The 5,566-nt window shown below is 70.2% G+C and carries 6 protein-coding genes; 3 read left to right on the forward strand and 3 right to left on the reverse strand.

Annotation, left to right across the window (positions count from 1 at the left end; genetic code table 11):
• Positions 1–800: 800 nt before the first annotated feature.
• Positions 801–1,151, forward strand: coding sequence for a hypothetical protein (locus IT293_19650; protein ID MCC6766877.1), 351 nt, complete (start codon positions 801–803; stop codon positions 1,149–1,151).
• On the opposite strand, the gene IT293_19655 is transcribed toward IT293_19650, so the two are convergent.
• Genes IT293_19655 through IT293_19665 form a run of 3 tightly spaced genes read right to left on the reverse strand, consistent with a single transcriptional unit; the run spans position 1,138 to position 4,435 of the window.
• Positions 1,138–2,673 (reverse strand): bifunctional 3-(3-hydroxy-phenyl)propionate/3-hydroxycinnamic acid hydroxylase, encoded by a 1,536-nt coding sequence (locus IT293_19655; protein ID MCC6766878.1) that lies wholly within the window; start codon positions 2,671–2,673, stop codon positions 1,138–1,140. The genes IT293_19650 and IT293_19655 overlap by 14 nt on opposite strands.
• The gene (locus IT293_19660) at positions 2,666–3,583 is read right to left on the reverse strand and encodes a VOC family protein (protein MCC6766879.1); all 918 of its coding nucleotides are present in this window, start codon (positions 3,581–3,583) and stop codon (positions 2,666–2,668) included. The genes IT293_19655 and IT293_19660 overlap by 8 nt, the downstream gene beginning before the upstream one ends.
• A 15-nt stretch (positions 3,584–3,598) precedes the next feature.
• Complete coding sequence (locus IT293_19665) at positions 3,599–4,435, reverse strand: fumarylacetoacetate hydrolase family protein (protein ID MCC6766880.1); 837 nt, start codon at positions 4,433–4,435, stop codon at positions 3,599–3,601.
• An 89-nt stretch (positions 4,436–4,524) separates the two neighbouring features.
• Here IT293_19665 and IT293_19670 point away from each other — a divergent pair, with 89 nt between their 5' ends.
• Together IT293_19670 and IT293_19675 are read left to right on the forward strand one after the other, a co-directional pair.
• Positions 4,525–5,208, forward strand: a complete 684-nt coding sequence (locus IT293_19670) for a TetR/AcrR family transcriptional regulator (GenBank protein MCC6766881.1) — start codon at positions 4,525–4,527, stop codon at positions 5,206–5,208.
• Between the two features lie 78 nt (positions 5,209–5,286).
• The gene (locus IT293_19675) at positions 5,287–5,445 is read left to right on the forward strand and encodes a hypothetical protein (GenBank protein MCC6766882.1); all 159 of its coding nucleotides are present in this window, start codon (positions 5,287–5,289) and stop codon (positions 5,443–5,445) included.
• Positions 5,446–5,566: the final 121 nt, after the last annotated feature.

A 5,566-nucleotide genomic window follows, 5' to 3' on the forward strand; every position in this document is an offset into this window, starting at 1 on the left:
CGTCTGCTTTGCTTCCCCATGGGCGGTGTCTCCTTCCTGCCGGTGTCCCCGGCTGGGTCTCGCAACCCGGAAGGCTACATCGCCTTTTCTCTATTTACCCACCTCCTGAACCTACCCCCCATGCTCCCTGGGAATAGCGAAGTAGCAGCGGAGTCGTTTCTAGGCCCGGAAGCCCGCTGCGAGGGGCGCCGTAAAGAGTACCGACGGCGAGAAGAGTCTCCGCGTGCACAACCGTGGGGAGGTTGGCCACGAGCGCAGCGAGAAGCAGAAGCGATCGCGTCACGGATGTCAGACGCAGACGGGTCGCACATCTTTCGCGCGGGACCGCAGCCGTGGACGATGGGCTCCTCGGTGTCGACGCGAGTTGATACGCGGCATCTGCACACCAGAATGGGAACCGGTTTTCATTGTACACGCCCATAGTGCCCCCTTAGGACAACTCCCATGACGACCGTAGCGCTGGCGAGTCAAGGTCGCGAAAGCAAAAGGAGCCCCGACTGTTTCAGTCTGACACAGAAATTCTTGGCGTCCGGGCGACGCGAGCGATGAACTCGATGAAGCCGTTGACTTCGCCGACGGGGCTGGGGCGGTTCCGGTAGCAGTGCCTTCAGTTCTCCGGAACCGCGTACTGATTCGGACCCGAGCCAAAGCATCGCCGGTTGAAACCAATCGAAAGGGTCGCCTACGAAGCATCAACGGGACCGGGTCCCGTTTCGCTTTCCCGTCGTGAGGAGATAAGGACGAAGTTTGGGGGCACCGGAGAAGGTCCGATAAGACTCGATTACGTCAACCCAGCGCTAATGCCGACTACCGACGTCACCAATCTCTCGACCGCACTCATGATGGTCGAGACCGGCCGCATCCTCGATGCCCAGCAGTGTCTGAAGTACGGCCTCGTCGACGAGCTCACCGCCGAGGACGGCAAGGCGCTCCCCGCGGCGCTCGATTACGCGAAGAAGCTCGCCCAGGGTCCGAGCGTCGCCGTCGATCTCGCGCGCCGCTGCGTCTACAAGGTCGCGGAGGGCGCCACGCTCGAGGAGATGCTCGACTACGAGGCCGTCGCCGGCACGATCACCGCCAACACCGCCGACGCAGCGGAGGGCACGAAGTCGTTCATCGAGAAGCGGAAGCCGGTCTTCAAGGGCTGCTGAGCGCGGCCCGCAGAGCGCCGAGGAGCGCCGGCGCGTCGGCGGCCGTCGCGCCCGTCCCGTAGAGATAGAAGTCCGGCCGCTGTAGGGCGACCGCGACGCCGGCGTCGGCGAACCAGCGCGCGTAGACGCCATCCACGTCGGCGACGTCGCCGCCGGCGCCGACACGCGCCGTGACGCCGCCGAGAGACGCGAACCACCCGCGCAGCTCGGCGTCGAGCGCGATCAGCGCATCGCCGGTCGTCGCGACCAGCGCGAAGCCGCGCCCGACGACGTCGTCGAAGAGTCCCTCGCGACCCTCCGCCGTGCGCACGCGTCCCTGCACGAACAGCTTCCCGGCGTGCGGATCGCCCGCGCGCAGCACACCCGCGCCGAGGCCGAGCGGCGGCGGGGGCGTCGTCTGCTGCCCGCTCGCGATCGCCGCCGTCATGACCGCGTCGCGTGCCGCCGCCTCCACCGGATCGGCGATGCAGATCACCTTGCCGAGCGCCATCGAGAAGTCGATCACGCCGCGGACGTGCGGGACGCGCTCGCGCGGGTAGGTGTCGAGGAGCGCCGCCGGCGCACGACCCGCGAGCACGACGTCGAACTTCCACGCGAGATTCGCGGCGTCGCGGAGGCCCGAGCACATCCCCTGCCCAGCGAACGGCGGCATCTGATGCGCGGCGTCTCCGGCGAGGAGCATCCGGCCGTTCCGCCATCCGTCGACCCAGCGCGCCTGGAAGCGGTACACGACGTGGCGCTCGAGGCGCGCGTTCGCCGGCGTGACCTGCCACGGCCCGAGCAGCCGCCACGCCGTCTCCTCGAGGTTCAGCTCGTCGAGCGGCTCGTCCGGCAGGCGCATGAACTCCCAGCGCCGCCGGCCCGGCCCACCGGACACGAGGGTCGTCGGTCGCGCCGGATCACAGACCTGGATGTTGAGCGGGCGCCACACGGTCGGGGTATCCGGCAGCACGTCGACGATCAACCAGTCGAAGAAGAAGCCGAGGTCCGTGACGGTCGCGCCCATCGCGCCGCGGACGAAGCTGTTGGCGCCGTCGCAGCCGACGACCCAGCGTGCCGTCGCCGCTCCGCCGTCCGCGAGACCGAGCGTGACGACGTCGTCCGCGGCGGCGAGCGTCGTCACCTCGGCGCCACGCCGCACCTCGACGGTCGGGAGCCGGCGCGCGCGCGCGTCCAGCAGGCGCTCGATCTCCGGCTGCGCGAACATGTTGCCCTCGGGCCATCCCGAGAGCCCGGCCGCCTCGCTCTCGAAACGCAGCAGCGTCGCACCGGCGGCGTTCCGCCACTCGTAGACGTCGGCCGACTCGGTGTGGCCGCGGAGATCGTCGCCGAGTCCGCAGGCTTGCAGGATCCGACCCGTCTCGTGGTCGAAGTGCACGGCGCGCGGCAGCGGATAGGCCTGCGGCTGCTTCTCGAACACGCCGACCCGCCAGCCGCGCTCGCCGAGGAGGATGGCGAGCGCCTGCCCGACCGGTCCCCAGCCGACGATCGCGACGTCGTACGGCGCCGCCGCGTCAGCCATGCGCGCCCGCCATCAGCTCGGCGAGGTCCTCGGGTGCGAGGAACGACGGCGGCGGCGGCGGTCCCCAGTTGTAGAGGCCGCGCGCCCCCTCCCACACCTCAGGCTTCCAGATCTGGTCGTCCACGATGCAATCCATGTCGGCGTAGTACTCGCTGAAGTTGCCGGCCGGATCCTTCAGGTACCAGAAGAAGTTCGAGCCGATGTGGTGGCGCCCGAGACCCCAGACGTGCCGGCTCGGATCGGCCGACAGCATCGCGTGCGCAGCTCGGCCGATCTCGTCGACGTCCTCGACCTGCCACGAGCTGTGATGGAGGAGCGGCACCGGCGCCGCCTGCACGAGCAGGTTGTGGTGGTCGGTCGAGCACCGCAGGAACGACGCCAGACCCTCGACCGTGTCGCTCACCTTGAAGCCGATGCCTTCGATGAAGAACCGCTGGCTCGTCGCGAAGTCCGTGGAACCGACCACGACGTGGCCGAGCTTCCGCGGCCGCACGCGCGCGGCGCGGAGCACGGCGTCGGCGCGACCGTTCGGACGCCCTACCCGGCCGGGTCCGTTGCTCACGCTCGCGGGCGTTTCACGCTGCCGCAGGCGCTCGGTGACGCGTACGACCACGCGGACACGCGTCCCAGGGTCGGTCGTCACGAGGGTGTCGCCGCTCCGCTCGACGGCGACGCCGAACGGCTCGGTACTGCGCGCGATGCGGGCGAGATCATCGGGGTCGTCCGCGCCGATCGCGAGCTCGACGAGACGGCGCGTCGGCGTCGGGACGAGCCGCAGCTGCTCCCCACCGTCGACGGTCGCGAACCGGTCGCCACCGAGCGGAGCGAGCCCGAACTCCCCGTAGTAGCTCGCGGCCGCCGCGACGTCGGGGACTCCGAGCGTGATGCCGTTCAGCCTATGCAATGCCACGACGTGCCTCCTTCCTCACCCGGCGACGCAGCGATTGCCGAGCCCGCCGAGACCTTCGATCTCGCTGCGCACGACGTCGCCGGGTTGCAGGAAGCGCGGCGGCTTCCGGCTCGCGCCGATACCCGAGGGCGTGCCCGTGAAAATGACGTCGCCCGGCAAGAGCGGCAGCACGGCCGAGAGGCCCTCGATGATGCGCGCGACGCTGAACACCATGTCCGAGGTGCGGCTCTCCTGCATGAGCTCGTCGTTCACCCAGCAGCGGATGGCGAGGTCGTCCCGATTCGGCAGCTCGTCCGGGGTCACGAGATACGGGCCGAACGGACCGAAGGTCGGAAACGATTTCCCCATCGAGAACTGGCCGCCCCCCGACCATTGCACGACGCGCTCCGAGACGTCCTGGCCCACTGCCAGGCCCGCGACGTGGTCCCACGCCGCGGCTTCCGCGACGCGGTACGCCCGTGTGCCGATGACGACCACGAGCTCCACCTCCCAATCGACCGCGCCGCTCGGTAGCACGATCTCCGCGTTCGGACCTGCGAGGCAGGTGGGGAACTTCGTGAACACCGGCAAACGATCCGGCACCGGCAAGCCGGCCTCGGCCGCGTGCGCGGTGTAGTTGAGCCCGATCCCGAAGACCTGCGCCGGACGGGGCGACGGGGGACCGAGCTCCGCCCCGACGATCGGCACGGCGCCGCCGCGGCGCGCCGTCGCCGCCCAGGCGCGGAAGGCCTCCCATTCGGCGTAGACGGCCTGCGGTTCCGCCGAGAAGCGTCCGCCGGACGCCTGCGCCACGTCGATGGCGTCGTCGACGCCGAGCAGCATGAGCCGGCCACGTACGTTCGCGATGCGCATGTCGAATCCTCCAGGGCGGAGGTCTCGCATTGTTCTGAGAGTTGTGTCAAGCAATTGACGAATGTCTCAGTTTCCGAGATGGTGAGCTCGTGACCCGCTCGGCTCTCGAACCTCTGCGCGGCGCGCTTCGCGAGCGCACCCGCGAGCTGCTCCTCGACGCCGCGGTGCGCGTCTTCGCCCGCAAGGGTGCCGGCGCCGCGGCGATCCACGAGATCGCCGCCGAGGCCGGCGTCGCGAACGGCACCTTCTACAACTACTTCCGCACACGCGAGGAACTGCTCGAAGCGACGAGCCTGCGGATCGCGGGCCGCCTGCACGATGCGATCGGCACGAGCCGCAGCGCGGCCGATGATCCCGCCGAACGCATCGCCATCGGGTGCCGCCGCTTCGTGGGCCAGGTCGAGCAGGACCGCGTCTGGGCCGCCGCCTTGCTGCGCGTCTGGCACAGCACCTCGATCCCGAGCCTGAAAGCGGCCGACCCCCTCCTCGCCGACCTCCGCGCCGGTCGCCGCCGGGGCCGGTTCCATTACTCCGACGAGCACGTCGCCCTCGATCTCGTGCAGGGCACGGTGCTCGCCGGCATGCGGAGCGTCCTCGAGGGCCGTCCGCCGAAGACGTACGCGAGCGCGATCGCGGTCGCCGTCCTGCGCGGCCTCGGCGTTCCGCCCGCGGAGGCCGAGGCAATCTCGGCGCGGCCACTGCCGCCCCTCGCGGCGCCCGCATCTGCGCCGCCGACGGGCCGCACGCGCCCGTCTCGACGCGCGCGGCGCTGAGCGCGTCTCCGCGCCCGCGCGTGCCGGGCGCGGCCCGATGCCCGCTGTGCGTCGGCGTCGGGCCTGCTACAAAGCCGCATGGCCGACGGCCCCGTCCCGCGCGAGGTCACGCAAGCGAAGCTCGACGCCCTCGCCGCGGCGACCCTTCGCCACACGCCGTCGCAGCGCTACACCGTCGCCGACCGCTTCGAGGAGAAGGCGCGGGCCCATCCCGACCGCCCCTTCGTCCCGTCGTGAGGAGATAAGGACGAAGTTTGGGGGCACCGGAGAAGGTCCGATAAGACTCGATTACGTCAACCCAGCGCTAATGCCGACTACCGACTCCCGAGCCAGGTTCCGCGATCGCCTGGCAGTCAGA

Source organism: Deltaproteobacteria bacterium (assembly GCA_020848745.1).
Lineage (GTDB): Bacteria > Desulfobacterota > Binatia > UTPRO1 > UTPRO1 > UTPRO1.